Raw genomic sequence first — 25,158 nt, forward strand, 5'->3', positions numbered from 1 at the left:
ATTACATAGACACATGGGATCAAAACCACATTATGGCTAAATTGTATTTTAACTGGCAACAAGACCCCAAGCACCCCAAGTTTTTAGGCACAGGCACAATGGGTTGGGCAAATTATGATCTCAAAACGCACACATTGCAAGATTTATACGGGGATAATCTTACCTTCCCCTTACAATACGCCCACCAACTAGCAACATGTTTGCAATTTTGCGATGCTAGCCAAACTAAAGCCTTGCAGGCACGCTTTAAAGATCAAAATCTCTACACCCACCCCCTAAAAACCATTGTAGGCAAGGGCAGGGCGTATTTTTACTCTGCTCCTAACAAGCATTGTCAAATCAACAATCTCTTTTTAATCCCCAAAGACAAGGTATATCTTTTACAACAACAAGGCGCATTTGCTTTTGTGGCTTTTAGGCGTAAGGATGGCGAAATTGTTAAGTTGTGGATTGAGAGTTTCAGAATATCAAGTGCACCCCATTAGCTAAAACCTTCCATTAGGCTTCTTGGGCCACAGGCATCACGACGGTTAGAAAATTATTTTTTTGGATCACAAAGGGGGCGTTCTCTTCATTGAGACAGAGCTCAAAAGTGGGGCTAGGTAAAGCGTTGAGCGCATCTAGTAAATAACGCGCTTGGGCGTGGATAATATGTTGATCTAAAGGAGTATTTGCTTCTATGAAGGTGGAAGCAAAATTAGGGCTTTCTGATTCTAGGGATTCAAATTCAATTTTGTCGGGATAAAAGATGATCTTGGTGGTCGTGCCTAAGGCATGGGTGATATTGATCGCATCCTTGAAGTCTTGGGTATTGAGTTCTATTTTATGGATAAATTGGGTGGGGATCACGTTTTGGTAACTGGGGTATTTCCCACTAATGAGTTTGGCAAAAAGTACCATGGAAGCATTCTTGAAAAAGAGCATGGTAGGGTCTTTGGGTTCGTAAAACATTTCAAAATCCCCCTTAAAGAGTTTTACAATCTCAAGCGCGGCGCGTTTGGGAAGAATGAATTCCATGCGCGTGTGGGCCTCCAGCAAACCCTCTACCTCCATCTGCGCTAAAGAGAGCCGTCTTGTGTCCGTGGCGACCAACTCTAAGTTTTCTTGGAGCACTAAGAGTACACCCATAAATTCGTATTTAGAAGTGTTAGCAGTGTTGGTGGTGATCACTTGAGCCAGCTTTCTAAAATGATCCCCTAGAGTGGTGTCGCTAAAATGTACAGATGGCAAATGCGCGTAGTCAGGGAATTTAGGAAAGTACGCCTTGTCTAGCAAGGCCAATTTAAATTTAGATCGCTTGAAGCGCACCAACATCGTATTTTCCTGACTCTCTAGCATTAAATCCCCTAACTCTAGTTTGGAGAGGATGTCTAAAAGGTGTTTGGCATTGAAAACCGCGCTACCTTCTTCTTGTACGTCGATATTGAGTGTCAAACACAGCCCCATTTCTAAGTCATTGGCTTGGAAAATGAGGCTCTCGGACGTAGCCTCCAAACAAATATGCGCGCTGATATTACTCGCGTCCTTTTTGTCTGTGAAAGCGATCAAATCTTTAAGCGCACTTTCTAGTTGGGTTTTAGCAATGCTGAATTTCATGAAGGTCCTTTGAGTGAATTTGAGAGGGTTTAGGCCCCAAAACCGATGTTTTTGGCCCCCTCAAAATTGCCCTGTTTCTCTTTTTTGATTTCTGCTAAGAAATCTTCTAAAGTGAAAAGGGGCTGGGGGTAGGTGGCGACTTTGTAAGCGGTGTTTTTCACCACTAAGGCGATCTGTCCGCCGCTAAGAGTGTAGCGGGCTAGGGCATGGGCCAAACTCTTGGGAGTGTGCGGGGGGGCATAAGGGGCGTTGGCAGGGAGGTATTGCTCCCATAAGCGCACGCGTTGTTCAAAGGTGGGGGGTTTAAACTCTATCTTGTGGTTGAAACGGCGGGAAAAAGCGGTATCTAGGGTTTCTAGTAAATTTGTGGTGGCGATCAACACCCCTTCAAATTTCTCAATTTGGTGTAGAAAGATATTTTGCATCTGGTTGTGCATTTTGTCTGCTCCGCTGGAAGTGGTGGTGCGCGTGCTTAAGAATTGATCGGCTTCATCTAAAAATAAGATCGGTGCGTTTTTGCATTGCCTAGCGATCTTGCGGTAATCATCAAAAATCCGGCGCACATTTTTTTCTGACTCTCCCACATACATGGATAAAATCTTAGAACAATCAAAGCCTAAGACTTCTTTTTTCAAGCTCTTGGCTAGCGCGAGCGCGCTCATGGTCTTACCCGTCCCCGGGGGGCCATAAAAGATGATCTTTGCTTGGACTTGCGTGCCCTTATTAATGCCCCATGCTTTTAGGCGCGCTTGCATGCTAGGCTCCATTTGTTTGCAAAGAATTTCTAGGGTGTCTTTAGTTTTTTGACTTAGGATCACCGAATCTAAGCCTAGCTTAGGTTCTAGGGCTTCAAAAATATCGCTATCCTTGAGAATATGCTTGAGAGTGGTACTGCCCTTGATATGGGAACTGGGTGCGGTGATAGCCCCCAGTACCCACTCTTGCAAGAAATACTGGCGCACCAACCCCTGCTCAAAGGAATCAAGAAATTCTTCAAAGTCTATAATGTTTTTTTTGACAAGAGTGGCGTTAGGGTTTAACAAGGCAGCGTTGCTGGTGCGTGTACTCCCATCTGTACTCAACAAATCCACAAGGCTTTTGAAACTACACGCCTCTTCACGCTGTGTATAATCTTGGCTGTACGCATTTTTTAGCAAGGCAAAAAAGAGGGTTTCTTCTTTGGGACTTAACGCGTGTTTGCGGAGGAATTTCTGAATCGAAAGGGGGGTTTTTGTGCGCTGCAAGCGCGTGGCGATCTTGTGCTCCAAAAGTTGTAGTTGTTGCTCTAGATGCGCGCGTGCCCTGGGGCTTTTGTGGCGGTGTAGTTTGCGCAGAAACTCAATTTTTAAGAACCAATCGTTGCAATAGTCTAGGTGATCCTCATAGGGGGTGGTGTCTAAAAAGCAATGAGTCTTATGCCCTTCTTGGACGAATTTGAGGAAGGCCGGACTTAAGGAAATACACCCATCTAGAAGCTCCAAGAGCAAAACATCTGGATATTTAGTGCGCTTTTCTTGGGTGATCCACTCCAATTCCAAGAGATGTTTGACATGTTTGAGATAGCCCAAAGCCAAGTAGGTAGGTGTGTCAAAGAGGGTTTCTAATAAGGGCAAGACCTCTAATTCTATATGTCCCTTGAGATACTCCTTGCAGAGATATTGCAAGATCAAGGCCTCTTCTACACCGCATTTAAGGGCGCAGAAGATACGGGCGTGCCGGACATCCGTGGCTTGTAAAAAATCAATGAAGTGTTGCATCACGTCTCTAAGGATTTCTTATCGCGCGCGCTTAAAAATATGGGCGTACCTAAAAAGCCAAAATGCGCCCTTAGAGTGTTGATAAGATAACGTTTGTAGCTAAAATGCAGAGCTTTAGGGCGATTCATCACTAGGGCAATTTGGGGGGGGCTGGAGGCAAACTGGGTACTGTAGTAGATGCGCACGATCTTGCCGTGGTCGCTGGGTAAGGGGTGTTGCTGAGTGGCTTGCGCGATGATCTGATTTAGAGTACTGGTAGCAATGCGCTTGCAAAAGTGTTCATAAACCTCTAAGATCTTGTCTTTAAGCGCGTGGATATGGCGTTGCTGGTGCGCGCTGGTTGTGAGTACGGGGGCGTAGTGCAGAAATTTGAATTTGCGCTTGAAATCTTGCATGATGGTCTCAAATTCACCGTGGCGTATGTCCCATTTGTGCAATACCACCACCACGCCTAAGCGGTGTTTTTCCACTAGAGCAGCGATCTTCTCATCCAAGTCCACAAAGGGCATGCTAGCATCCAGTACCAACAGCGCGATATGAGATTGCGCCAACACTTTGTTTGTGCGATCTAGGGCGTATTTTTCCAACCCGGCAATCTTAGATCGCTGGCGCAAGCCGGCCGTATCCACAAAACAAATCTCTTGGTTCTTATGGGTAATGCTTTGATCCACAGGGTCTATAGTGGTGCCAGCGATCTTAGAGACGAGCGCGCGCTCTTGCTGTACCAATGCGTTTAGTAATGAACTTTTACCCACATTCACCCGCCCGATGATCCCCACTTGGATTTTGGGCGTGTCGCTTGAGAGGGGCGATTCTTCTGAAAGACACAACTTAACACTAATGGCTTTGATCAAGGAAGCAATTCCGCGCTTGTGGCTGGCTGAAACAAAGAACATCTCCTTAACGCCAAAACATCCAAAGGCGTAGGCTTGGTGTTCTTCCATGTCATTATCTATTTTGTTTACAAGCAAGAAACAGGCTTTGGCATGTTTTTGGATTTGGTAGAAAATACGCTTGTCTTCTTCTTGGGGGGCGATTTTGCCATCCACTACAAACAACACGAGATCGCAGGTCCTTAGCGCGTCTAAACTCTGCTGGTAAATTTGCGCACCTAGCGCATGACTAGAGTCTAAGCCACCTGTGTCCAAGAGCTGTACTCCACGCCCTTCTAGATCAATAGTTTGTCTTTTAATGTCCCTAGTGGTGGTCGCAATGGGCGATGTGATCGCGCTTTGGCTGTGGCTTAGGCAATTAAAGAGAGAACTCTTGCCGACATTGGGTTTACCGACAATGGCAATCTGGCGCACGCGTGTTTTCCTTGTGGCTTTAAGCATGAAGTTTTAGTAAAACCTCTATAATTAAGACATAGTAGCCTATTATATGCTTTAAAACTTAAGAAGGGTTTTTAATGCGAAAAATCTTTGGGGGGCGTGCTGTGAATCGTCTCTATCATTTGACTTTGGGTGTTGGTGCGCTGTTGGGGGCTTTTGGATGTAGCCACCCCCCCACTAACCAGCCCATTAGCTATAATTTCAACTACAAGGAGGACATCACCAACACTGTCAACCATAACCATGCGCTCCCAGCCACTAACGCGCCCACAAGTACCCATACCACCACCAAACAGATCATTAAAGTCAAACAGGATGGGCCCAAAAAGGTGGTCTTTTCCCAAGAGAATTACTACCCTTTAAGCGGCAAAGATGTGGGGATTATCGAATCGCATGGCAAGCTGTTTTTAGAAGTGTATTCGTTTCGTTTACAAAAATTCATGCAAGGGGAAGTGTTTCTCACCAAGAGGCAAACCCAAATCTTTTCTCTCAACAATGCGGCAACCCAAATTACCAATATAGAGGGCAAGATCAACACCTATAAGTACAGCCAAAAACCCGAACCAGAGGCCAGTATCAACGCGACCTACCAGCGTTATCCCCTCAAGCCTAGAACCCCTACGCGCTTTGAGATCGTGATTGATAAGATTCCCTATCAGTTTAACACAACCGGTTGCCGTGTGGTGGTGAGCAAACAGCTCATAGACACCTTCGCCCAAAGCAAGGAGATCACCATCAACTTAGACTTCAAACGGGAGTTGCGCAATAAAGCAAGCTTTGAACTCTTTTTAGAATGCCCGCGCTAATGGCGACCCCTGAAAGATTTGAACTTCCGTTTCCACCTTGAAAGAGTGGTATCCTTGGCCACTAGATGAAGGGGTCGGACTTAAAAAGGGTGAGAGAAATGGCGGAACGGACGGGACTTGAACCCGCGACCCCCTGCGTGACAGGCAGGTATTCTAACCAGCTGAACTACCGCTCCAATGGTGGTCGCTATAAGACTCGAACTTATGACATCCACCTTGTAAGGGTGGCGCTCTACCAACTGAGCTAAGCGACCTTGTGGTGACTCCTAGGGGATTTGAACCCCTGTAACCACCGTGAAAGGGTGGTATCCTAACCACTAGATGAAGGAGCCTTTGGTGACCCGTGCTGGATTCGAACCAGCGGCCCATTCCTTAAAAGGGAATTGCTCTACCTGCTGAGCTAACGGGTCAACAAACACAAAAAGACAATACTACACTATTTACAAGGCTTTGTCAAGTCTAAATGTGCTAACATACCCTATTTGTTTTAAGGTGGTGCTATGGGTTTTGCAGACTTTTTAAAAAACCTCAAGAAGAATAAGGTACAAGCGTCTAAACAGGACATGCCCAGCCATTGGATCAAATGCCCCCAATGCAGTGCATTGATGTATTATAAAGAAGTATTTGCCAAACACCACGTGTGTTTGAAATGCCATTACCATTTTCGCATGGGGGCTAATGATCGCATTGATTTTCTATGTGATCCGGGTACCTTTGTGGAGTTTGACAAAGAACTCAAGCCCGTCGATCCGTTGAATTTTGTGGACAAAGAGAGCTACAAACAACGCATTAAGAAATACCAAGCCAAGACCGGGCGGGCTAGCTCTGTCATCAGTGGCGAAGCAGAGATCCATGGAATTAGAATGCAGATTGTGATCTTTGATTTTGCATTTATGGGGGGTTCTTTGGGCTCTGTGGAAGGCGAAAAGATCGTACGCGCCATCAGGCGCGCGGTAGAAAAATCCCAAGCTCTCTTAATTGTCTCAGCCAGTGGGGGAGCGCGCATGCAAGAATCGACCTATTCTCTCATGCAAATGGCAAAAACCAGTGCTGCCCTTAACAAACTCTCAGAGGCCAAACTGCCTTTCATCTCTTTGCTTACAGACCCTACCTTTGGGGGTGTGAGCGCCTCTTTTGCTTTCTTAGGCGATCTTATCATTGCCGAGCCCGGAGCGATGGTAGGCTTTGCGGGCGCGCGTGTGATCAAACAGACCATTGGCGCAGAATTGCCCCAGGGCTTTCAGAGCGCGGAATTTCTGCTTGAGCATGGTTTGATTGATATGATCATCCACCGCAAGGACTTAAAAAAGAGCATTAGCGACCTAGTGGGCATGTTGACGCATATATGACCTATTGTATTTACGCCATCGCCAAGCCCAATCCCCAATTTGCGCCCTTGATTGTACATTACCAACGCCAGTGCCGCCAATTTGGCGCAAATTTGAGCGTCCTAGACATCCATCCCAAGGGGGCGCACACACAGGAAAGTTATACCCCACTCTTAAGCCCCTATTTCAAGCCCCAAAGCCTAGCCATCGCCTTGCACCCGGGCGGGCAAAGCCACACAAGCCAAAGTTTTAGTCAGCTTTTGGGCGCGCACGCGCGCATCCATTTTTTCATCGCAGGGGCTTTTGGCTTTGCTCCGCCATTTTTGGCTCGATGTCTCCCCCTCTCCCTGAGTGCGCTCACCTTTAGCCATGAGATTGCCAAACTCGTGCTATGCGAACAGATTTTTAGGGCACTGACTCTCTTGCACCACCACCCCTACCACAAATAAGCCCATTAGCCACTTTAAGCTATAATGCGCATTTTGGAGGACACTTATGAGACTACGCTATTATACAGCCTTTACGTTGCTATTTGTCATTGTGCTGGGCTGGTATGTACACGGCATCGCGCCCGCGCATTTTACCCTTCCCATTTCCACAAGCACCCTAGATTTGCCCATTGCGCTTTGGATCGTGGGGGTAGTGGTGTTGTTCTTTGTTTGCACCTTGTTCTTTATGTTAGTGGGGAGTTTTGCCGGATTCTGCGCACGCTATCACGAACGGCGCGATATGGAAAAATTAGTGCGCCAAATCATGGAACAAGATACCAAGCATAATTTTAGCAAAGCCAGTTACCATAACGCGCTCTTTGGATCACTCTCTAGAGTTTTGGCGCGCTTCAAACTCCAGGCCGACCCTAACACACCCGAAAGTGGGCATGAACAACTCGATCGACTCTTTACCTACTATCAGGATATCAATGAAGAAAAGGCAGTGGATTTGCATAAATACGATTTTTGCCCCCAAAACCCCTTTTACATCCATAACCTCCGCAACCAAATCCATCAAGACCTCAAACGCGCTCAGGAGATTCTCAAAAACGAGGCTTTCAGCGCACCTATCAGAAAGCATGCCTTATTGGCCATCCTTGAACGGGGGTCTAGCAAGGACTTGCTCAAGGCGCTTAAAGAAGCCCAGTCCCTCTTGGATCGCGATATTCTAGCGCGTCTCCTAGATGCGTATTTGCACGCTAAAACCCCCCTTAGCCCTGAGGAGATGGCGCGTCTGTGTACTTTAGTGGGCTATGAGAGTCCGGACTACCTGCACTTGGCCAAACAGACTAAGGCGCTTTTGGCCCCCGATGCGCGTTTTAAATTCTTTGAATTGCTCGCCACGCAGGACGAGCGCGCCGAGAAAGGCTTTTTATACGTCTTGCTGGATTTAGAGATGATCGATCAGGCTAAGGAGCGTTTGAGCAGCCATCCCAAAGATGAATTTATGATCATCAACGCCTATTTGGAACTCAAAAGCATGGACAAGACCTACCCTCTAGAAGTGTTCTTTGGGGTGTAACTAGGGGTTTTTGCATCACCCTTAGTTATCGGCTAGAATCCCCTGTGTTTCTAAACCCCCACCTCAGACCACTCAGAGCGTTTGGCTAAAAAAGAGCGGGCAAGCTCTTGTGCGCCCTCTAGGGTGTGGCTAGCCGCCCAGCCGCATTGCCTTTCATTGCTTGCGGGCACTTCTGTAGCTTGGAGCACATCTTGCATGGTTTGCTCTAAAACCTCTAAAATCTCGGTGTAGTTGTCATGGTTTAACACCATCAAATAAAAGCCCGTCTGGCATCCCATAGGCGACCAATCCAGCACATAATCGGCGTGGTTGCGAATCAGCTCTGCGACCAGGTGTTCTAAAGAGTGTAGGCTGGGCATATCCATATGTTCTTGGTTAGGCTGTTTGAGGCGCACATCGTATTTGACAATCACATCTCCATGCGCGCCCCTCTTGCGATCAGCCACACGCACATAAGGGGCTTTGACCTTGGTGTGATCCAAATTAAAACTCTCCACATTCATTTTCATGGGTAACTCCTTTAGGGTGTGAGCAGACATGGTAGCATAAAGCCCCATCATTTATCCAGTTGGGCTAGGGCTTGATCCAAATCCTCTAATAAATCCTCGCAATGTTCAATCCCTACAGACAAGCGCACCAGCCCATCCTTGATCCCTGCAGCTATGCGTTTCTCCTTTGGGATACACGCGTGCGTCATCACCGCAGGAACGCCCACCAGACTTTCTACCCCGCCCAAACTCTCGCCCAAAATGAATAATTGTAAAGATTCTACAAAAGGGACGACCTTTGCCTCGTTTTTCAGCGTGAAAGAGAGCATGCCGCTAAAACCGCGCATTTGGGTTTTGGCTAAATCGTGGTTAGGGTGTGTGGGCAGGCCGGGGTAATAGACTTGATCGATCTTAGGGTGTTGCGCTAAAAACTGCGCCAAATGAAGGGCGTTTGCTTGGTGCGCCTCCATGCGCAACCCTAGCGTTCTAATACCCCGTTGGAGCAACCAGCTATCTTGAGGGCCTAGCACCCCTCCGATGGCGTTTTGAAAAAAGGCGATCTCTTGGGCTAGCTTTTCATCGTTAGTTGTAACCAGCCCAGCCACCACATCGCTATGCCCGCCTAAATATTTTGTGCCGCTATGCACCACAATATCTGCGCCCAAGGACAGAGGGTTTTGTAAATAGGGGGTGGCAAAGGTGTTATCCACGATACTTAACAATCCGTGCTCTTTGGCAATGCGCGCGCATTGTGCCAGATCGGTGATCTTAAGAAGAGGATTGCTTGGGGTTTCTAAATACAGGGCTTTGGTGGTGGGCTGCAGGGCTTTTTTGATTTGGGACACATCGCTTGTATCTAGGGTGGTGCAACGCAACCCATTTTTAACCAGCACCTTATCAAATAAGCGGAAAGTCCCGCCATAGACATCATCGCCTAGTAAAATGTGATCGCCAGATTGGAACAAGCAAAACACAGCGTGGATTGCGGCTAAACCAGAGGCAAAGGCAAACCCTTTAACCCCGCCCTCTAAATCTGCGATCAACTCCTCTAGGGCAAAGCGGGTCGGATTGCCTGAGCGCGAATATTCATAACCCTTAGGCCGGCCCACCCCCTCTTGGCGGTAGGTGGAGGTTTGATAAATGGGTACGCTCACCGCTCCCGTTGTTGCATCTTCGCTAATGCCTCCATGAATCAATTTTGTTTGCATGCGCATGGTTGCTCCTTTTTTCATAGATAAATACCCTTAGAAAGATAGCGATCGGCTACATCGGCAAAAATCGTTAAAACCGCGCTCCCTTCTGGCAGGCGTTGTACTTCGCGCAAAGCCGCCACAAAAGCCGCTCCACTAGAGCTACCCACCAACAGCCCACTTTTTTTGGCCAACTCTCTGGTGTGGCTAAAACCCTCTTGATCAGAAATCGTTTCAAAGCCATCAATGCTTAAATCTGCCAAAAACGGAGGGATAAACTCCACTCCAATGCCCTCAATCTCGTGCGCATGCGCCTCTCCTCCATTGAGAATCGAGCCCTCCGGCTCTACACCGATGAGGCGGATAGTTGGGATTTGCTCTTTTAAATACTTAGCCGTGCCGGCAAAAGTGCCTCCGCTCCCAATGCCAGCCACGAAACTTTGTAAATTTACTCCCAATTCTTGGACAATTTCAGGACCCAAGCTGTGGTAGTAGGCTTTAGGGTTGTCTGGGTTTTCAAACTGCAAGGGCAAGTAGCTAGGCTCTATGCTCTTAGCTAGCTCCTTGCTCTTTTGGATAGCCCCGACAATCCCCTCTGCACTAGGTGTATTGATCACCCTAGCGCCTAGTGCTTTCATGAGTTGTTGCTTTTCTAGGCTAAATTTTTCAGGGACCACAAAGATGGTTTTGAGATGGTAGTTGAGCGCCACAAGGGCTAAACCAATCCCGGTATTGCCCGCCGTGGGCTCAATGATGGTTGTCTTTTCTGTGATTTTACCCGTTTTAATGCCCTCCTCTATGAGGTATTGGGCTAAGCGATCCTTGATACTGCCTCCCGGGTTTAAATGTTCTAATTTGGCATAGATCATAGAACCTTGAGGCATGGGATAATCGCGATCTGTGAATTTAAAAACGGGGGTGGAACCTATTATTTCTGTCATTGCGCTAATCACCATTGGCCTCAATCCTCTCTTAAGGGTTTAGAAATCTGTAAGCCTAAGGCTAGTCTCACTTCACTTAAGAGGCGCTTACTGCACCTTTAATTGATGAAAACCCCTGCGTATATTTAGACCCTAAGGGCAAGCTCCAAGTATGTAAAGTCTAAAAATGCGCTATGCTTGGCGTTGCAGAAACACTTCACAAAGGAACAAAAATGACTCGCTTACTAGGTATCCTTCTACTCATCAGTCCCCTATGGGCTGTAAGCCCTAATTTGGTCCAGCAAATGCAACAAGCCCGCGCATTAGTGGTTAAAATTTATGAGCAAGATTTTAAAGAGCGTTACACGCGTATAAATCAAGACATGAGCTTTTCGCATGCCATGCAAAAAGAAGCACCAACCCTTGTCAAGCACCTGCAAGCCTTTGTTGATCACATCCCGCTTTTACAAGCCTTCCAGCCCAAAACCCCCAAGCAAGCCCAAATGATCCAAGCGCTCAAAGCCCTTGAGATGTACAACCTTTTTAATTTGTTGTACGACTCCACCCCCGAATTTTATTGCAACAACCACATCTCAAAGTGCAAGAAAATGAAGTCTCCCAAGCGTGTTAAGCCCTTTGACGCTAAAAAACACACTTTAGAATTTTTAAGGGGCACAGAATTGGCCTACGCCCCCTTGATTGAGGCGTATCATCAGGGTTTGGACTTCAGCGATTATCTCTACCATTTGCAGGCATTGCAAGATGATGACTCGCCGTCCCTTTCTATGTATTGGATGACTATGGACATTCGAGCAGATAGTTTGGACATGATCAAAGGTCCTAAGACCCCGGCCTTGCGCCACTATTTGAGGATTTTAAATCCATCGGGACGCACGACGATCACATGGAAGACCTTGGTCTCCTGGTCAAGGATTTTGGCGAAAATAAAGAGTATGGTTACAGAGATTTTTTGGCCATCCAGATTGTCCGTGCTGTTGGGGGGGTCAAGGTCCAAGATTCAAACGCGTGGATGGCTTATTACCAGGCGCACGATTTTGCCTTCTTAGGGAACTTTGCTCATGACAATGCTTATGAAAGTGCCATGGATTTGTATTGGGAGAGTGTTACCCATGTGCATATCACCTTTCCCGATCTCGATGATGATGAGCATTTAGTTTCTACGCTCAAACCAAAAGTCCCTTTTGCCCAAGCGATGCAGCTAACTCTCACCCAAAACCCCACCATTTGTTTGCAACCCCAGTATTTAGACAAAGAGTCTAAAGCACTTTGTTTGCAAATCTTCCAACAACACAGCTATGACCCCAAACCCTTACAAAAATACCTAAACTCCCTGCGCCTCATCTCCATTGACAACGCCCCCTGTGTGTATCTTAACTCTAAGGACCAACTCCAAGCGTTTAAGTCTGACAACGCGATCTGTTTGGCGTTGCAGAAACACCTAACAAAGGAATAAAAATGATCCGCCTACTTTTCTTAGCTCTCTTGGTCGTAACTCTACAAGCTAAAGAAGAGGTAGTAACTATCTTTATCCCAATAAGCACGCTCCAAGAATTCCAATTTTTCAGGGCATTTAAGACACTCCACACTTACATGCAAAAATCCTCCACCAAGATAGACGATGACATAGACGACCCCAATAACCCAAACAACTCAGACACAGCATACCTACCCGCTTTGACTTGGGCGATGCGGCATTATACAAATGCCTCTATTCCCCTAGCTAAAGCTGTGGCTAAGCAAGTCCCCTTGTTTAAAGAGTTTAAGCCCAAAAACACAAGAGAGGAGCTTTTTTTAGCCCATGTGAGGGATATGGCCATGTTTAACGCCCTAGACCTCATAGTAGTAGATTTGCTTGAAAAAAAGGAGACATTTATTGCCCGCGAATTTTTACATATCAACGCATGGCTCTATGCCCCGCTTTTCAATGCCCACAAGCTAGGGCTAGATGTGATCGCCTATCTTAAACAACTCCATCGTATCTTTTCTAAAAATACGGATTTGCGCCGTATAAACAATATCCGTGATTTTAATCAAGCAAGGATATATGAAGCAGACAGAAAAAACATTGTCCCCCATAAGCCTTTTAGAAAACACTTAGCCCAAGATATGCATGAAGCGCATATCCCCATGCAAATCTTTGCCCACCATGCAGACTATAGTTATTGGGTTGCGCTTGTTTTGAACACCATCTTTAAGGGGGGGATAGCTTGGGACCGGGTATCTGACACATGTGTATTTAGGCGCATATTTTGGGATTTCATGGATAAAAACGCCCAGCGCATAGACCCCGAACATCTCTCTGATCTCTACACAGCACGGGCGATCCCTCTAGAGCGTAACGCCCCTTTTTACGATCTCTTAAGAAATGACAACCCCAAGATTTTAAAAGACACACTCAAGGATCACCCCACCATGTGCCTAAGCCCCAAATATTTAAGCGCACAATCCCAGCAAACCTGCCAACAACTCTTTCAAGCCCAAACCTACAACGCTAAAGACATTCAAGAGCAATTACACCTTGTGCGCCTTGTCTCCATTGATGAGAGTCCCTGTGTGTATTTAGACCCTAATGATAAGCTCCAAGCGTTTAAGTCTAATAGTGCAATCTGTGTGGCGTTACAAAAACACTTGACAAAGGCATTTTAATGATCCGCTTACTTCTCTTAACTCTCTTGGTGTTAAATTTACAGGCTAAAGAAAATGTAGTAACTATCTTTATCCCAATAAGCACGCTCCAAGAATTCCAATTTTTCAGGGCGTTTAAGGCGCTCTTTACTTACATGCAAAAATCCTTCGCCAAGATAAAAGATGCGCGCGAAAATGTCCCATTAAATGACAACTACGACTATACTCTGGCTCAGATTATGGCAGGTTACACAGATGCCTCCATCCCCCTAGCCAAAGCTGTGGTTAAGCAAGTCCCCTTGTTTAAAGAGTTTAAGCCCAAAAACCAAAGAGAAGAGCTTTTTTTAACCCATGTTAAAGATAAGGCCATGTTCCATGCCCTAGACCTCATAAACATGTCGCTTGAAGAAAAGGCTACATCTGTTGCCCACGAATTTTTACACATCCACACATTGCTCTATGCCCCGCTTTTCAACGCCCAAAGGGCGGGGCTAGATGTGATCGCCTATTTAGAGCAACTCCATCGCATTTTTTCTAAAAATGTTGATCTGCGTCGTAGGAGAAATATCTTTGTTTTTCATGAAAAAGGGCTATATGAAGAACAAAGAAAAAACATTGTCCACTATAAGCCTTTTGGAAAACGCCTTATTCAAGATATGCATGAAGTGGATATGCCCATGGACATCTTCGCCCTTCGTATAGACTATCCTTCTTGGGTTGCGCTCGTTATGAACACCATCTTTGAGGGGGGGATATCTGCAAACCGGATACCTGACAGACGCACATTTTGGGACTTCATGGATAAAAACGCCCAACGCATAGACCCCGAACATCTCTTTGATCTCTATCTAGCGCGGGTGTTCCCCCTAAATCGCAACGCCCCCTATTACTACGACAGCTTACAAAATGACGACCCCAAGATTTTAAAAAACATGCTAAAAGACAACCCCACCATGTGCCTAAGCCCCAAATACTTAAGCCCACAATCTAAGCAAATCTGCCAACAACTCTTTCAAGCCCAAACCTACAACGCTAAAGACATCCAAGAGCAATTACACATTGTGCGCCTGATCTCTATTGATGATAGCCCCTGTGTGTATCTAGACCCTAAGGACAAACTCCAAGCGTTTAAATCTAAAAATGCGCTATGCTTGACATTACAAAAACATTTGAATAAGGAATTTTGATGGCGCGCTTGTTTATGGCGATCTGTTTGTTTATGGTGTGCGCGCATGCCCAAAAACCTACCCCCCTGCTTACAGCCCTCCAAACCCTTCAAGAATACATCAAAAACCCACAGGAGAAGGACCCCCTAAAAGCCAGGGATATTGAGATGAATCTAGCCCAAAAAGTCCTAGATCAAGTGCCTTTGATTCAAGCCTTCAAGCCCAAAAATGCCCCAGAAGCGCGCTTTTTACAGACACTTAAAACCCTAGAAACTTTCTATTTGGTGATTTTGATCCAAAATCACATGGAGGAGAAGCGCGAAACCATCGCACAAATGTTTTTAGCCGACCTTAATTTACTCTACGCCCCACTTTTTAACGCCCACAAAGCGGGGCTAAACCCTATGGAGTATTTAAACAGTCTTGCTGCAAATTTTGAAGAGGACATGCCCTACCAACTAGAACGCTGCCAAAATGATTTTGATAGAAGATGTATCAAGCGCGAGGTGAGCAATTACGCAGGTAGCCTAGACTATTATGTGGATTTCAACAAGGAGGGGATTTTAGCCCCTTTTATAAGCGATTTGCAGGGGGTGTATCGCCTCTATAATCGTTTTTTAGTGTCTGTCTATAATCATGTGTGGTCTGAAATCACTCTGGGTTACTGGGATAGACAGCGGATATTCACTGATGTGAGCACCCGTGCGCAGGCATTAGAAGAATTTAAGTCTCTCAAAGTCCTGCATTTGGCGCGCGCGCTAGATATGAGCACTAATGTAGACGCTTATCTGGATTTGCAAGACATCACCCCCCAACTTTTGCAAGATCGCCCTACCATTTGCCTACACCCCAAGTATTTAACCCCCAAACTCCAACAAGAGTGTGTGATTGCGCTTAATTCCCTGCCAAAATACAGCCAGATTTTAAAAACCCAGCTCCAAAACCTGCGCTTGTTTTCTGTGCATGGTAGCCCATGCGTGTATTTAAACCCACAGGACAGACTTCGGCTATTCTCTTCAAAAAATGCCCTCTGCCAAGCCCTGCAACAACGCTTACAAAAAGATTTTGACACACATATTTGGCTAAACCCAGTTTTCAGCTACAAGCCTACCCCTCTTGATCATTTGATCCAAACTGCCAAGAAAATAAAAAAGCTCATGGACAAGGGTAATAATGCGAGTGATCCGGGGCGTGATCTCATCACAAGCGATGTTGTGCTAGACGACCTTCCCACTTTAGAGAAACTAGGCTACAGATTTATCAACCAAATCCCTCTTTTGCAAAGATTAAAACCTAGAGACGAGGCAGAAGAGCACTTTATCGCAGAATTAAAAAAATTTGAACTCATGCATCTCTTTACCTTGCTCTTTGGCTCGCTTTTAGATGATGAAGGTGAGCATCCAAGACACACCCCTCTTAAGCAGGTGGTGCAGGATTATCTCAAGGTCTTAGATTTCATCTATGCTCCCTTGATTGACGCGCACCAGCAGGGCATGAATCTCAACACCTATATGAGTGCCCTGCAAGCCCACCCTTTTTACCCCTCCAGCTTTGCAGATTCGATTTGTTACTTTTTAGAACACGAACAAAAAAGCCCCAAACCCATGTTGCCCGTGCAAGCTTTCTTTAAAGATTTCAAAATTGCGGAGCTGGCGTATAAATTAGTCAATCCAGAACTCTCTTACGCCCTCTTGGGCGAATACATTGAGGGGGACTATGCAGAGACTTATGCGATATGGAAATGGCATTTAGGCGATAGTGATGTCAATCCGATCCTAGATAAGGATGCCTTGATGCGCACCTTTGCTCCCTTCTTTACCCAATATGGGACTCGACTCTTTGAGTTTTTGTTTGAAAGTTATTACTATACTTTTGACGATCCCTTCTCTAGCCCAGAGCTAGATATAACGACTTTGCAAAGACACCCCCAACTCTGCCTCAAGCCTAAGTATCTGCGCCAAAAATTTCAGCAAGCGTGTTTGAATATCTTTAAAGATCGTACCTACAGCCCTAGCGCTTTGCAAACCGCATTGAGTGGTCTTGCCCTCGTGAATATAGACAGCACGCCCTGCCTATATCTTAACTCCCAAGACAAACTCCAAGCGTTTAAGTCCGACAATGCGATCTGTTTGGCGTTGCAACAATCAGAAATTTTTTAATGCGTATAACCCACTGGGACAATCTTACCCTCTTGAGATTGGCGTTTGTGGCTCACTAGATTTGTCGTATCTAGCTCCTTGATCGCCTGCTTTAAGTCCTTTAAAAAGAGCGACATCTGCTCCATGCTTTGATCCGCCCTAACCACAATACGCATCACTGACACATCTTTAAAATTTGCCGGGAGCGGATAGGCGGGGACTTGCCAACCATTAAAGCGGAGGCGATCGGCTAGATCGTAAAGATCCCAATGCTTTTCTTGTTGCGCCCGATGATTCATAGTCCAGCAAATAATGGGGATGTTTTGCCCCTCATTGATCATATCAAAAAGCCCTAAAGACTTAATGCCCTTTGCCAAAAACAGCCCCACATCGCGCGTTCTCTCATGAATGGCTTTATAGCCCTCAAAGCCCCAACGCACAAAGCAATAATACTGCGCCCAAATTTGCGAACCCGAACGGGAGAAGTTGATCTGAAAAGTGGGCTCAAAATCCCCTAGATACGCCACTTCAAACACCAATTCATCGGGCAAGAATTGTTTATCGCGCCACATCACCCAGCCAATCCCCGGATAAATGAGCCCGTATTTATGCCCCGAGGTGGAGATGGAGACGACATTTTTTAGGCGAAAATCCCAAGTTAAATCGGGGTTAATAAAGGGGAGATAAAGCCCCCCAGAGGCGGCATCCACATGGATGGGCACACTGATTTTAGCGCTCTTGTTGTATTGGCTCAAAAGCTTGTCTAGAGTTACAATGTCATCAAACATGCCCGTGTAGGTGATCCCCATAATGGGCACAATCCCAATCGTGTAATCATCGCAGAGCGCGATGGCTTTTTGTGGATCCATGGTGAGATCATTGATGTCTGTCATAGGGACTTCGCGCATTTCAATGTCCCAATAAACACAGAATTTCTCCCAAACGACCTGATACCCAGAGCCAACAATGAGATTGGGCTTTTGCTTGGTGGTATCAATACCTAGAGCCTGTGCGCGTTTTCTCCAGCGAAATTTCATCGCCATCCCGCCCAACATACACGCCTCTGAAGAACCCACGGTAGAAGTGCCCATAAAATCCTCTTGATGATTGGCGTTCCAAAGATTGGCGATGATATTGACACAACGCTTTTCAATCTCAGTGGTTTGTGGGTATTCGGACTTATCAATGGCGTTAGTAGCCATAGAATCGAGCATGATCTTTCTAGCTTCCTCTTCCATATAGGTTTGGACAAAGGTGCAAAGATTGTAACGCGGGTTGCCATCGTGCATCATTTCATCGGAGACCAACTGGTAAGCGATGCGCGGATCCATCATTTTTTGACCTATCTTATCGCGAGGCAATAGGACATCGCTTTCATGGCTGCCAAAAATGGGTGTAGATGAACTATCTGCCCTAAAGACGAATTTCTCCTCGTCCTTTTTAATATTGCTCTTTTTGTGTAACATAAGAAACCTCCTAATGATCAGTGATGATTGCCCAATACCAAACAAGAGCTAGCCTAAAAGTAAAGGCACAGCACACTAAGCCAAACTAGCAACCATCCTTTTAATTTTGTCTTGATAGGCTTTGCGCGCCTGCAACGCCTCCTCCATCTCCACCTTTTTAAAGCGCACCTTTTGATTAGGGGCAAACTGCCCTAGTCGATCCAAATCGCAACTAATCAGCGTGCAATACATCGCAAACCCGCCCCCACTGGGCGCATCTCTTTGGAGCACAATAGGTTCATTGCCCCCGGGGGCTTGCATAGAGCCCACCGGATAACACGCATCGGCGATATTGCTAGGATTTGAGCCCGCCCCAAAGGGCTGGGGTAGGTCTTTATAGGTGAATTTCTGCCCGTTTTTAAAGCGATAGCCCAGTCTATCTGCTTGGGTGGAGACGACATAGACATCGCTAAAGAGATTATGCAGGCTTTGCTCTGTGAGCTTGTAATCTTGCAGCCCCAAGATCACGCGCAAGGACTCCACCTCTTCAAGCTTTAAGTGAAACTCTTCTGCTAGAGGCTTGCTACTGGGTTTGCCTGTGGGCTTGCCAATTTGTAACACATCGCCCTCTTCTAATTTGCGCCCCTTAAAGCCCCCAATGCCCCCCAAAGGATAGGTAGAGCGCGAGCCCATCACTACGGGCACATCTACTCCCCCGGCTATGGCGATGTAAGCGCGCGCACCTTTTTTCAAATAACTAAAGCCAAGTTTACCCCCAGCAGGCACTTTGAGCGCGGTATTACTGGGCATTTCTTGGTTATTGATAAGGGGCGTGGTGTGTGCGCCCGTAACCGCCACATAAGTTTCTGCTTCAAATTCTAATTCGGGTGCCATCAAAGCCACCTCTAAAGCCGCGGCGTTTTGCTCATTACCTACTAGGACATTCGCCGCGATGAAAGAGGCTTGATCGAGCGCGCCCCCGGGGGGGATGCCCAAGTGGTAGTAACCATAACGCCCCAAATCCTCTACATAGGTCGCAATGCCCGGTTTGATCACTTTAAAAGAGTTCATGCAAGTGCCTTTAAGATTTTTTGATTATAACCCTTAGGATCGCTCTGCCACTCCTGCAAAGAAAAGAGAGTGGGGCGAATCTTGAGATCAAAAGTGCCCGCCTCTACCTCTTTGACATAGGCATCATACTGCTCCTTAGTGCAGGGGGTGAATTTGATGATGTCCCCAGGGTTTAAAAACACCATGCTCTCTTTGAAATAGGGCAGTCTCTGCTTGGGGTCCCACACGGGCGCGGGTGTGATGCCCATCATCTGATACCCCCCACCCCCACGCACCGCATAAACACAGCCAAAACACCCCCCATGCCCGATGGTCAGCGCCGGGGTGTCAATGCGCGCCACCGGGTATTTGGGCACTTCAATTTGGGCTTGACGCTCCACGAGTTGGTATAGCCATGGCAGTCCAGCCACAAAGCCGATCATGCTCACAAACCAAGGACTTTCTGAGTGGGCTTTGATAAAAGCCTCTACACTCTCATAGCCATTGATTTGGCGGGCGTATTCAATGTCGGTGATATTGGGATCGAGCGTGGATCCCGGTTCGCGGCATTGGTGGTTGTTGCGGAAACGCATTTGGCATTCATGGGTGTAGGGGTCGTTGTAAAAAACGGGCATTTCTATCAGGCGGGTTTGAATTTCTGTGCGCGCCCCCACAATTTCCTTTTCTAAAGATTTTAAAATCTCTAGGGCTTTGGTGTGGGGCAGAATGTCCGGATTGAAAGCGATCATATAGGACGCGTTAGCCGGGCAGATTTCAGTAATGCCCTCAATTTTCATCTCCCTTAGCTTGTTGCAAATTGCCATGGCTAGAAAAAACGCCTCCAAAGACATCCCATCCTCGCTCACCTCCACAAATAAAAAGGTGTCGCCACCAAAACTATATCTAAACGCCATCTTCAGCCTCCCAGTTTATAGCTTTCTAAAAAATTGATGTCGTAATCGCCCTTTTGGATATGCGGATCGTTTAAAAGGGCTTTAAAAAGCGCGGTGGTGGTCTTGACTCCCTCGATCTTCAACTCGTTGAGCGCGCGTTTGAGCTTGCTTAACGCCAGCTCCCTATTTTGATCGTAAACGATGAGCTTGGCGATCAAAGAATCGTAAAAGGGGGGGATAACGCGCCCACTAAAGAGCATGCTATCCAAGCGCACGCCAGAACCCGTAGGGCATTGCAAGTGGGTGATCTCCCCGGGGCTGGGGAAAAAATTATTTTGAGGGTCTTCGGCGTTGATTCTGACCTCAATAGAATGCCCGCGCAAAGAAATGTCCCCTTGTTGGTAAGCCAAGGGCTCGCCATCGGCGATGCGCAACATTTGGCGCACGATGTCAATCCCGGTCACCATCTCTGTAATGGCGTGCTCGACTTGGATACGGGTATTCATCTCCAAGAAGTAAAACCCCTTGCTTTGCGTGTCGTATAAAAACTCCAAAGTCCCCGCCCCGCTATACCCTACATCGCTAGCCATGCGCGCCGCGCTCGCGCACAAGGCTTCTCGTGTTTGGCAATCTAGGCTAGGGCTGGGGGCTTCTTCTAGCACCTTCTGCCTACGCCGTTGCAAAGAACACTCGCGATCGTATAGATGAATCACGCGCTCCCCATCGCCTAGCACCTGTACCTCAATGTGTTTGGCGTTTTGCAAATACTTTTCTAAATACACGCCCCCATTGCCAAAAGCCGCGCGCGCTTCAGCGGTGGCGATTTCAAATTGGGTGATGAGCTGGGCTTCATCTTGCACCAACCTAATCCCCTTGCCCCCACCCCCTGCAATGGCTTTAATGAGCAAGGGATAGCCAATGGCGCGCGCCTCTTTAAGAGCCTGATTCACATTCTCTAGCACGGGACTATTTGGCATGGTGGGCACTTGGCTTTTTTTTGCCTGTTGCAGGGCTTTCGCCTTGTCGCCCATTGTCTCAATAAGTCTGCTAGAAGGTCCTACAAAGATGATCCCCGCCTCCTCCACCCGTTTAGCAAATTGGGCGTTCTCGCTCAAAAAGCCATAACCCGGATGAATCGCATCCACCTGCGCCTGCTTGGCGATCTCTAACACCTTGTCTATATTGAGATAGCTCTTATGGGCTAGGTTCTCGCCCACGCGGTAGGCTTCATCGGCAAGTTGAGAAGCCAAATTGCCCTGATCGGCATCGGTGTAGATCGCCACGGCTTTCATATTGAGCTCATGGGCGGCTTGGATGATGCGCACGGCGATCTCGCCCCGGTTAGCCACCAAGACTTTTTTAATTTTCTGAGGGGTGTAAGCCATGGGTTACTCCACGACAAACAACACATCGCCCGGATTGACAAACTGCTCGTTTTCTGCCCTAATCTCTTTGATCTTGCCCTTGGCTCCGGCTTTGATCTCATTGAAGGTTTTCATCACCTCCACTAGGCAGACAATGGTGTCTTCATGGACTTCAGAGCCCACCTCTACAAAGGGGGCGGCATCGGGGTTGGGTTTGCGATAAAAGGTCCCGGGGATGGGGCTAATCACTTCGTGCATGATCTCTCCTTAAGGGTGGTGGATGGTGGGTTTTGGATGGCAATGCCATGTTCTTCTAAGAGTTTTTTAGTCGCGCTGATCAAAGAGAGCGCCCCGGGGGTGTCGCTATGGATACACACCGAGTCAAAATCTACCTCAATGACCTTACCGGTTACCGTTTGAACCGTGCCCTCCTTGCAGGCTTGCAAGACCTTATTAGCGACCTCTTCAGGGGTGTAGGCGCGCGCGCGGCGCACCATCACCAACTGCCCATCCTCGCCATAATCGCGATCCCCATAAAACTCGCGCACAAAGGGTTGTTTGAGCTCTTGAGCGACTTGGTGGGTGATGGTGCCCTGCATGCAATACAGGGGCAAATGGGGGTCAATTTTGTGCAGAGTGCTGATAAGCTCTTCAGAAAAGGCGCGATCCTTGCTGGCGTGGATGTACAAACTCCCATGGGGCTTGAAGTGGTGTAATTTGCCCCCTAGAAAATGCACAAACTCACGCAACGCCCCTAGCTGGTAGAGGCAGTCGTTGGTTAGCTCGGTGGGGTTAGCCACAATATGCCGCCTCCCAAAGCCCACTAAATCCCTAAACCCCGGATGCACCCCAATTTCTACGCCATTTTCTAAGGCATTAGCCACCGAGTGGCGCATGATACTAGGATCGCTAGCATGAAAGCCGGCCGCGATATTGCAACTGCTAATGAGCTTCATAATTGCATCATCCACCCCATCCCCGATAATCCACGGACCAAAACACTCGCCCATGTCGCTGTTCAAGTCTATATGCTTCTTCATGTCTCTCCTTGCTTGAAAATATGCTTGAAGTATGGCATGGCAAAACTAACCCCTCCAAAAGCCCAAAGGATTACCGGCGATCTTGGGGTAAATTAGAAACCACAAAGACTAAGAGGTTTCTTCTAAATCCCTCAAAATGCGGATTTCAAAGGTTTTATCTGGGGTGTCTAGTAGCGTGATTTGCCCCCCGTGCGCCTCTACCACCTGCAAAGAGAGCGCCAAACCTAGCCCATTGCCCTTTAATTTGGTGGTTTCAAAGGGCTCAAAGAGCACTTCTTTATCAATAATTTCCTTCCCATCGTCCTTAATGTGGCAGACCACCCACTCCCCTTCTTCAAAGATATTGACCTCAATTTGCCCCTCTTCTAAATGCCCCTCTTCAATCGCATCAATGGCGTTATACAAGAAGTTTTGCAGGGCGATACTGAGCAAGCTTAGATCGTAGCGCGCGCTAATGGGCGCGATGTCTGTTTTCAGTGTGATGTCTTTGGTGTAGGTGTATTGGTTGAGCGCGTCCTTGATCTCATCTTCTAGCAAAGAGAGACTTTGTACGATCTTATTGGCATGCACCCCTTTAGAAAAGAGCAAAGTCGCCTTGATGATGCGCTCCACACGCCATAATGCCTTTTGCAATTCAAAAACGATGGGCTTGGTCTTCTCATCTACCTTTTTGAGCAACACAGAGGTGAGAAGTGAGATCGAGCCTACGGGGTTGCGAATCTCATGGGCTAGGTGGGCGGAGATCTTGCCCATAGAGACTAGGCGTTCTTGGCGTTTCTGCTTGGTGATGTCTGTAGCGGTGATGATCTCCTTGCCCTGAATCTTATTGTGCTGAAATAAATAGTTCTTGCCCTCATGTTCGATCTCGCTATTAAAGCCTTGCGCGCGCGCCTTTTCAAAAATGCTCTGATTCTCTAGGGCTTTGCTATTCTTATAAAAGAAACTCTTGTTCTCATTGAGCACCCAAATGGCTTGGGGGAGAATCTCAATCACCCATTCATAGAGGGCTTTGTAGTCCTTAAACTCTTTTTCTACCTTGTAGCTTTGCAAAATAAACTCATTGAGCAAGGCTAAAAGCTCTTGGCGATCCCCGATTTTGTGTAAAATCCCTTCTGAATCCGCTGGTCTCTCCATGTGATTTCTAACCTTGTTTCTTGGCTTCCTCTTGGGCTTTCAGAAAGTTGAACAAGAGCTCGCTATAGCCAAAATGCCCACTGAGCTGATCTGAGAGCGATTCTTTGAACATGGATTGGTAAATCTCGCTCCCGGGTTGTTTAGGGTAGAGCGGGTTGTCTAGTTTGAGCGCGGTGTCTAGCATGAATTTCAAGAGCAAGGATTCAAAGGCATTAGTCTGTTCTTTGAGCTTGGCATCATCGCCCTTAAGACTCTTGACATCGAGTTTATTGGCTAAATACTGGTTGTAGATGTCTAAATTATTCTTGATCATATGACCTCCATTTCTGCGCTGATCGCTCCCCCCTTTTTCATCGCCTCTAGGATAGAAACGATGCCCTTAGGGCTCACCCCGATTTTTTGCAACGCCTTAACCACGCTGGCAATAGTCGCTTTCTGTGAGCTCAAAATATTCTCTTTGGTGTCAAACATGGTTTGTGCGTCTAGCTTTTGAATATCCTTCTTTGCCTTGCCCTTCTTGGGTTCTAAGAGCTCCTTTGTGATCTTGATAGTTACATCCCCGCTAGTAACCACCACCGGGTGCACCACAATATCCACCCCCGCCACCACAGTGCCTGATTTTTCATCAATGATAATTTTATTGGCATGGCTGTAATCAATATTGACTTCTTGAATCAACGCCAAAAACTCTACCATAGTTAAGTTATCTGGTTTTTTGAGCTTGATGGTTTTGGGGTCAATGGCTAAGGCGACCGCGCCTTTAAAAGCGCGATTCAAAGCCTCTTGAATCTTGATCGCGTTTTTGAAATTGGGCTTTTTAAGACTCAAGGTCATGCCATTTTTATGAAAGAGATCGTAACTGACCTCGCGCTCAATGGTCGCGCCATTGATGATCGTCCCAGAGAGTAGATTAGCCGAATTGCCCAAACTCACGCTCCCCTGGGCGATGGCGTAAATATTCCCATCAATGGCGCTCAAAGGGGTCATCACCAACACCCCGTGATCGATGGATTTGGCATCCCCAATGGAGGAGATTTGTACATCAATCTTATCGCCCTGCCGTGCAAAAGAGGGCAGGCTAGCGGTGATCATCACGGCGGCGACATTCTTAGACTTGATGTCTTGGGGGGAGACTTTCACATTCACGCTTTCTAGCATGTTGGCAATGGATTGCATGGTGAATTTAGAGCCAGACTTATCTCCCGTGCCATTGAGCCCAATCACCAACCCATAGCCCACTAACTGGTTATCGCGCACGCCCACGATATTGGCGATGTCCTCAATCTTTTCGGCATGCAAGCCCACCACACACACACAAAGGGCTAAGAATCTGCTTAAACTTCCCATGCACGCA

The 25,158-nt window shown here is 47.0% G+C and carries 25 protein-coding genes and 5 tRNA genes; 10 read left to right on the forward strand and 20 right to left on the reverse strand.

From position 1 onward, the window contains the following. The coding region (locus EAO38_RS06540) for a hypothetical protein (protein WP_121022268.1) at positions 1-485 on the forward strand (485 nt) is incomplete at its 5' end. 13 nt (positions 486-498) lie between these two features. Here the strand turns inward: EAO38_RS06540 and dnaN are convergent. The 3 genes from dnaN to der are packed head-to-tail and all read right to left on the reverse strand — an operon-like array spanning position 499 to position 4,687. Next, positions 499-1,596: a DNA polymerase III subunit beta gene (gene dnaN / locus EAO38_RS06545; RefSeq protein WP_121022270.1), complete on the reverse strand. Its 1,098-nt coding sequence runs from the start codon at positions 1,594-1,596 to the stop codon at positions 499-501. 29 nt (positions 1,597-1,625) lie between these two features. Further along, positions 1,626-3,353, reverse strand: a complete 1,728-nt coding sequence (locus EAO38_RS06550; RefSeq protein ID WP_121022272.1) for an AAA family ATPase — start codon at positions 3,351-3,353, stop codon at positions 1,626-1,628. Continuing rightward, the gene (gene der, locus EAO38_RS06555) at positions 3,353-4,687 is read right to left on the reverse strand and encodes a ribosome biogenesis GTPase Der (RefSeq protein WP_121022275.1); all 1,335 of its coding nucleotides are present in this window, start codon (positions 4,685-4,687) and stop codon (positions 3,353-3,355) included. Before der ends, EAO38_RS06550 begins: the two co-directional genes overlap by 1 nt. Before the next feature lie 74 nt (positions 4,688-4,761). Between der and EAO38_RS06560 the strand changes: the two genes are divergently transcribed. Further along, entirely contained in the window at positions 4,762-5,490 is a 729-nt protein-coding gene (locus EAO38_RS06560; protein WP_162982714.1) for a cell surface protein, read from the forward strand. On the opposite strand, the gene EAO38_RS06565 is transcribed toward EAO38_RS06560, so the two are convergent. The 5 genes from EAO38_RS06565 to EAO38_RS06585 form a co-directional block, all read right to left on the reverse strand. Beyond that, positions 5,491-5,566, reverse strand: a tRNA-Glu gene (locus tag EAO38_RS06565). It abuts the gene before it with no gap. A gap of 23 nt (positions 5,567-5,589) precedes the next feature. Beyond that, positions 5,590-5,666 (reverse strand) — tRNA-Asp (locus EAO38_RS06570). 2 nt (positions 5,667-5,668) lie between these two features. Continuing rightward, positions 5,669-5,744 (reverse strand) — tRNA-Val (locus EAO38_RS06575). 3 nt (positions 5,745-5,747) lie between these two features. Further along, positions 5,748-5,822 (reverse strand) — tRNA-Glu (locus EAO38_RS06580). 2 nt (positions 5,823-5,824) lie between these two features. Then, positions 5,825-5,900: transfer RNA gene (locus EAO38_RS06585), tRNA-Lys, on the reverse strand. A 90-nt stretch (positions 5,901-5,990) separates the two neighbouring features. On the opposite strand from EAO38_RS06585, the gene accD reads away from it, so the two are divergent. Genes accD through EAO38_RS06600 form a run of 3 tightly spaced genes read left to right on the forward strand, consistent with a single transcriptional unit; the run spans position 5,991 to position 8,330 of the window. After that, positions 5,991-6,839, forward strand: a complete 849-nt coding sequence (gene accD, locus EAO38_RS06590) for an acetyl-CoA carboxylase, carboxyltransferase subunit beta (RefSeq protein ID WP_121022277.1) — start codon at positions 5,991-5,993, stop codon at positions 6,837-6,839. Then, positions 6,836-7,267 (forward strand): 23S rRNA (pseudouridine(1915)-N(3))-methyltransferase RlmH, encoded by a 432-nt coding sequence (locus tag EAO38_RS06595; RefSeq protein WP_121022279.1) that lies wholly within the window; start codon positions 6,836-6,838, stop codon positions 7,265-7,267. Before accD ends, EAO38_RS06595 begins: the two co-directional genes overlap by 4 nt. A 46-nt stretch (positions 7,268-7,313) precedes the next feature. Then, positions 7,314-8,330, forward strand: a complete 1,017-nt coding sequence (locus tag EAO38_RS06600) for a hypothetical protein (protein ID WP_121022281.1) — start codon at positions 7,314-7,316, stop codon at positions 8,328-8,330. Positions 8,331-8,380: 50 nt separating this feature from the next. On the opposite strand, the gene EAO38_RS06605 is transcribed toward EAO38_RS06600, so the two are convergent. The 3 genes from EAO38_RS06605 to EAO38_RS06615 are packed head-to-tail and all read right to left on the reverse strand — an operon-like array spanning position 8,381 to position 10,964. After that, entirely contained in the window at positions 8,381-8,839 is a 459-nt protein-coding gene (locus EAO38_RS06605) for an S-ribosylhomocysteine lyase (protein WP_162982715.1), read from the reverse strand. A gap of 47 nt (positions 8,840-8,886) precedes the next feature. Beyond that, a complete protein-coding gene (locus EAO38_RS06610) occupies positions 8,887-10,032 on the reverse strand; it encodes a cystathionine gamma-synthase (protein ID WP_121022331.1) in 1,146 nt (381 codons plus the stop codon). A 14-nt stretch (positions 10,033-10,046) separates the two neighbouring features. Further along, on the reverse strand, positions 10,047-10,964 hold the full coding sequence (locus tag EAO38_RS06615; protein ID WP_121022283.1) for a PLP-dependent cysteine synthase family protein: 918 nt from the start codon (positions 10,962-10,964) through the stop codon (positions 10,047-10,049). Positions 10,965-11,161: 197 nt separating this feature from the next. Here EAO38_RS06615 and EAO38_RS06620 point away from each other — a divergent pair, with 197 nt between their 5' ends. The 5 genes from EAO38_RS06620 to EAO38_RS06640 are packed head-to-tail and all read left to right on the forward strand — an operon-like array spanning position 11,162 to position 16,899. Then, on the forward strand, positions 11,162-11,995 hold the full coding sequence (locus tag EAO38_RS06620) for a hypothetical protein (RefSeq protein ID WP_121022285.1): 834 nt from the start codon (positions 11,162-11,164) through the stop codon (positions 11,993-11,995). Beyond that, positions 11,959-12,402, forward strand: a complete 444-nt coding sequence (locus tag EAO38_RS09225) for a hypothetical protein (RefSeq protein ID WP_235852551.1) — start codon at positions 11,959-11,961, stop codon at positions 12,400-12,402. Before EAO38_RS06620 ends, EAO38_RS09225 begins: the two co-directional genes overlap by 37 nt. A gap of 2 nt (positions 12,403-12,404) precedes the next feature. Further along, positions 12,405-13,595 carry a tRNA methyltransferase gene (locus EAO38_RS08935; protein ID WP_162982716.1) on the forward strand — a complete coding sequence of 397 codons (1,191 nt, stop codon included), beginning with the start codon at positions 12,405-12,407 and terminating at the stop codon, positions 13,593-13,595. Then, entirely contained in the window at positions 13,595-14,761 is a 1,167-nt protein-coding gene (locus EAO38_RS06635; protein WP_121022287.1) for a tRNA methyltransferase, read from the forward strand. Before EAO38_RS08935 ends, EAO38_RS06635 begins: the two co-directional genes overlap by 1 nt. Further along, positions 14,761-16,899 carry a hypothetical protein gene (locus EAO38_RS06640; RefSeq protein ID WP_121022289.1) on the forward strand — a complete coding sequence of 713 codons (2,139 nt, stop codon included), beginning with the start codon at positions 14,761-14,763 and terminating at the stop codon, positions 16,897-16,899. Before EAO38_RS06635 ends, EAO38_RS06640 begins: the two co-directional genes overlap by 1 nt. Here EAO38_RS06640 and EAO38_RS06645 read toward each other — a convergent pair. From EAO38_RS06645 to EAO38_RS06685, 9 genes are all read right to left on the reverse strand, one after another. Continuing rightward, positions 16,896-18,344, reverse strand: a complete 1,449-nt coding sequence (locus EAO38_RS06645; RefSeq protein WP_121022292.1) for a glutamate decarboxylase — start codon at positions 18,342-18,344, stop codon at positions 16,896-16,898. The two genes, EAO38_RS06640 and EAO38_RS06645, sit on opposite strands and share 4 nt — an antisense overlap. 75 nt (positions 18,345-18,419) lie before the next feature. After that, positions 18,420-19,394, reverse strand: coding sequence for a 5-oxoprolinase subunit C family protein (locus EAO38_RS06650; RefSeq protein ID WP_121022293.1), 975 nt, complete (start codon positions 19,392-19,394; stop codon positions 18,420-18,422). Beyond that, a complete protein-coding gene (locus tag EAO38_RS06655; protein ID WP_104752511.1) occupies positions 19,391-20,287 on the reverse strand; it encodes a 5-oxoprolinase subunit B family protein in 897 nt (298 codons plus the stop codon). The genes EAO38_RS06650 and EAO38_RS06655 overlap by 4 nt, the downstream gene beginning before the upstream one ends. 2 nt (positions 20,288-20,289) lie before the next feature. After that, positions 20,290-21,651, reverse strand: coding sequence for an acetyl-CoA carboxylase biotin carboxylase subunit (locus EAO38_RS06660; RefSeq protein WP_121022295.1), 1,362 nt, complete (start codon positions 21,649-21,651; stop codon positions 20,290-20,292). A 3-nt stretch (positions 21,652-21,654) separates the two neighbouring features. Next, complete coding sequence (locus EAO38_RS06665; RefSeq protein WP_104752513.1) at positions 21,655-21,888, reverse strand: acetyl-CoA carboxylase; 234 nt, start codon at positions 21,886-21,888, stop codon at positions 21,655-21,657. Beyond that, positions 21,876-22,670, reverse strand: a complete 795-nt coding sequence (gene pxpA, locus EAO38_RS06670; protein WP_121022297.1) for a 5-oxoprolinase subunit PxpA — start codon at positions 22,668-22,670, stop codon at positions 21,876-21,878. Before pxpA ends, EAO38_RS06665 begins: the two co-directional genes overlap by 13 nt. Before the next feature lie 108 nt (positions 22,671-22,778). Then, the gene (locus tag EAO38_RS06675) at positions 22,779-23,804 is read right to left on the reverse strand and encodes a sensor histidine kinase (protein WP_121022299.1); all 1,026 of its coding nucleotides are present in this window, start codon (positions 23,802-23,804) and stop codon (positions 22,779-22,781) included. A gap of 7 nt (positions 23,805-23,811) precedes the next feature. Then, positions 23,812-24,117 carry a hypothetical protein gene (locus EAO38_RS06680; RefSeq protein ID WP_121022301.1) on the reverse strand — a complete coding sequence of 102 codons (306 nt, stop codon included), beginning with the start codon at positions 24,115-24,117 and terminating at the stop codon, positions 23,812-23,814. Beyond that, complete coding sequence (locus EAO38_RS06685) at positions 24,114-25,151, reverse strand: flagellar basal body P-ring protein FlgI (protein WP_121022303.1); 1,038 nt, start codon at positions 25,149-25,151, stop codon at positions 24,114-24,116. The genes EAO38_RS06680 and EAO38_RS06685 overlap by 4 nt, the downstream gene beginning before the upstream one ends. Positions 25,152-25,158: the final 7 nt, after the last annotated feature.

This window comes from Helicobacter vulpis (assembly GCF_003660395.1).
GTDB classification, from domain to species: domain Bacteria; phylum Campylobacterota; class Campylobacteria; order Campylobacterales; family Helicobacteraceae; genus Helicobacter; species Helicobacter vulpis.

Excerpts from the sequence above, each read along its gene's own strand:
- dnaN (WP_121022270.1), bottom strand. The coding sequence starts at position 1,596 with ATGAAATTCAGCATTGCTAAAACCCAACTAGAAAGTGCGCTTAAAGAT.
- EAO38_RS06550 (WP_121022272.1), bottom strand. The coding sequence starts at position 3,353 with ATGCAACACTTCATTGATTTTTTACAAGCCACGGATGTCCGGCACGCC.
- der (WP_121022275.1), bottom strand. The coding sequence starts at position 4,687 with ATGCTTAAAGCCACAAGGAAAACACGCGTGCGCCAGATTGCCATTGTC.
- EAO38_RS06560 (WP_162982714.1), top strand. The coding sequence starts at position 4,762 with ATGCGAAAAATCTTTGGGGGGCGTGCTGTGAATCGTCTCTATCATTTG.
- accD (WP_121022277.1), top strand. The coding sequence starts at position 5,991 with ATGGGTTTTGCAGACTTTTTAAAAAACCTCAAGAAGAATAAGGTACAA.
- EAO38_RS06595 (WP_121022279.1), top strand. The coding sequence starts at position 6,836 with ATGACCTATTGTATTTACGCCATCGCCAAGCCCAATCCCCAATTTGCG.
- EAO38_RS06600 (WP_121022281.1), top strand. The coding sequence starts at position 7,314 with ATGAGACTACGCTATTATACAGCCTTTACGTTGCTATTTGTCATTGTG.
- EAO38_RS06605 (WP_162982715.1), bottom strand. The coding sequence starts at position 8,839 with ATGAAAATGAATGTGGAGAGTTTTAATTTGGATCACACCAAGGTCAAA.
- EAO38_RS06610 (WP_121022331.1), bottom strand. The coding sequence starts at position 10,032 with ATGCGCATGCAAACAAAATTGATTCATGGAGGCATTAGCGAAGATGCA.
- EAO38_RS06615 (WP_121022283.1), bottom strand. The coding sequence starts at position 10,964 with ATGGTGATTAGCGCAATGACAGAAATAATAGGTTCCACCCCCGTTTTT.
- EAO38_RS06620 (WP_121022285.1), top strand. The coding sequence starts at position 11,162 with ATGACTCGCTTACTAGGTATCCTTCTACTCATCAGTCCCCTATGGGCT.
- EAO38_RS09225 (WP_235852551.1), top strand. The coding sequence starts at position 11,959 with ATGGCTTATTACCAGGCGCACGATTTTGCCTTCTTAGGGAACTTTGCT.
- EAO38_RS08935 (WP_162982716.1), top strand. The coding sequence starts at position 12,405 with ATGATCCGCCTACTTTTCTTAGCTCTCTTGGTCGTAACTCTACAAGCT.
- EAO38_RS06635 (WP_121022287.1), top strand. The coding sequence starts at position 13,595 with ATGATCCGCTTACTTCTCTTAACTCTCTTGGTGTTAAATTTACAGGCT.
- EAO38_RS06640 (WP_121022289.1), top strand. The coding sequence starts at position 14,761 with ATGGCGCGCTTGTTTATGGCGATCTGTTTGTTTATGGTGTGCGCGCAT.
- EAO38_RS06645 (WP_121022292.1), bottom strand. The coding sequence starts at position 18,344 with ATGTTACACAAAAAGAGCAATATTAAAAAGGACGAGGAGAAATTCGTC.
- EAO38_RS06650 (WP_121022293.1), bottom strand. The coding sequence starts at position 19,394 with ATGAACTCTTTTAAAGTGATCAAACCGGGCATTGCGACCTATGTAGAG.
- EAO38_RS06655 (WP_104752511.1), bottom strand. The coding sequence starts at position 20,287 with ATGGCGTTTAGATATAGTTTTGGTGGCGACACCTTTTTATTTGTGGAG.
- EAO38_RS06660 (WP_121022295.1), bottom strand. The coding sequence starts at position 21,651 with ATGGCTTACACCCCTCAGAAAATTAAAAAAGTCTTGGTGGCTAACCGG.
- EAO38_RS06665 (WP_104752513.1), bottom strand. The coding sequence starts at position 21,888 with ATGCACGAAGTGATTAGCCCCATCCCCGGGACCTTTTATCGCAAACCC.
- pxpA (WP_121022297.1), bottom strand. The coding sequence starts at position 22,670 with ATGAAGAAGCATATAGACTTGAACAGCGACATGGGCGAGTGTTTTGGT.
- EAO38_RS06675 (WP_121022299.1), bottom strand. The coding sequence starts at position 23,804 with ATGGAGAGACCAGCGGATTCAGAAGGGATTTTACACAAAATCGGGGAT.
- EAO38_RS06680 (WP_121022301.1), bottom strand. The coding sequence starts at position 24,117 with ATGATCAAGAATAATTTAGACATCTACAACCAGTATTTAGCCAATAAA.
- EAO38_RS06685 (WP_121022303.1), bottom strand. The coding sequence starts at position 25,151 with ATGGGAAGTTTAAGCAGATTCTTAGCCCTTTGTGTGTGTGTGGTGGGC.